This window comes from Archangium sp. (assembly GCF_036388035.1).
GTDB lineage: Bacteria > Myxococcota > Myxococcia > Myxococcales > Myxococcaceae > Archangium.
Genome location: NZ_DASVSO010000427.1, coordinates 1 through 1,615, shown reverse-complemented (window position 1 = coordinate 1,615; position 1,615 = coordinate 1). Strand labels below are relative to the sequence as shown.

Annotated in this window: 1 protein-coding gene; it reads left to right on the top strand. The window is 71.3% G+C overall.

Annotated elements, in window-relative coordinates; all coding sequences use genetic code 11:
• Positions 1–1,615, top strand: a 1,615-nt coding sequence (locus tag VF697_RS17210) for an ATP-binding protein (RefSeq protein WP_331096322.1), incomplete at both ends; no start/stop codon positions are given.

Sequence of the window (1,615 nt, the reverse complement as noted above, 5' to 3'; positions counted from 1 at the left end):
TGCGGCTCTCGGGCGGGCTGGTGCTGGAGCCGGGCCAGCGGGACGTGGAGTTCCGCTTCACCGCGCTCTCGCTGGGGGACTCCACCCGGGTGCCCCTGCGCTACCGGCTGGTGGGCCATGACCCGGAGTGGGTGGACGCCGAGGAGCGGCGTGCCATCTCGTACACGAACCTACCCCCGGGCACCTACCGCTTCGAGGTGACGGCGGCCAACCGGGACGCGGTGTGGACGGAGCCCGGCGCCATGGTGGAGCTGACGCTCGTGCCGCGCTTCCACCAGACGCTGTGGTTCTACGCGCTGTGCGTGCTGGGCGTGGGGGCGGTGGGCTCGGGGCTGTACGCGCTGCGGGTGGGCCGGCTCAAGGCGCGCGAGCGCTGGCTGGAGGCGCGCGTGGACGAGCGCACGCGCGAGCTGGCCACGGCCAACCGCGAGCTGGACGAGAACCTGCGCGCCCTCCGACAGGCCCAGTCCCAGCTGGTGCACGCGGGGAAGATGGCGGCGGTGGGCACGCTGGCCGCGGGCGTGGGCCACGAAATCAACAACCCGCTGGCCTACATCGTGTCCAACCTGGAGTTCGCCAACGCGGAGGCGGCCCTGCTGGGACGGGAGCTGCCCGCGGGCACGCCGGGCGGCAAGCGGCTCGAGGACATGGATCGGGCGCTGCGCGAGGCCCTGCACGGCGCGGAGCGGGTGCGGCGCATCGTCCAGGACCTGAAGACGTTCTCCCGCGGCGACGAGGAGGCACGCGGGCCGGTGGACCTGCACGCGGTGCTGGACTCGGCGGCGAAGCTGGCGGCCAACGAGCTGCGCCCGCGGGCCCGGCTGGTGAAGGAGTACGGGGACTTCGCCTGGGTGGACGGCAACGAGTCGCGCCTGGCGCAGGTGTTCCTCAACCTCATCATCAACGCCGCGCAGGCCTTCCCCGAGGGACATGCGGCGCGTCACGAGGTGCGGCTGGTGACGCGGCGCGACGGAGCGCGGGTGGTGGCGGAGGTGGGAGACACTGGGTGTGGCATCCCCGCGGAGGTGATGGGGCGCATCTTCGACCCCTTCTTCACCACCAAGCCGGTGGGTGTGGGTACGGGGTTGGGGCTGGCGCTGTGTCATCGATTCATCAGCGCCATGGGCGGGGAGATCGCCGTGGAGAGCGAGCCGGGCAAGGGGACCGTGGTTCGTGTGACACTGGGGGCAGCGGCGGCGCCCGTCGCCTCGGGAATGCGTCCGGTACAGCAGGAACAGCAGGAGAGTGCACGCGTGCGTGGCCGAGTGATGATTGTGGATGACGATGTGATGGTGAGTTCCGCGGTGCGGCGGACGCTGGCGCGCGAGCACGACGTGGAGGTGGTGACGAGCTCCCGTCAGGCGCTGACGATGCTGCTGGGTCCGAAGGGGCAGGAGGTGGACGTCATCCTCTGCGACCTGATGATGCCGGACCTGACGGGCATGGAGGTGCACGCCGAGCTGACGACGGCGGCGCCGACGGTGGCGCAGCGGATGGTGTTCCTCACCGGAGGTGCCTTCACGCCCGCGGCGCGCTCCTTCATGGACCGCATCGAGAACGAGCGCGTGGACAAGCCCTTTGATCCGCAGAAGCTGCGCGAGCAGGTGCGCGCCTG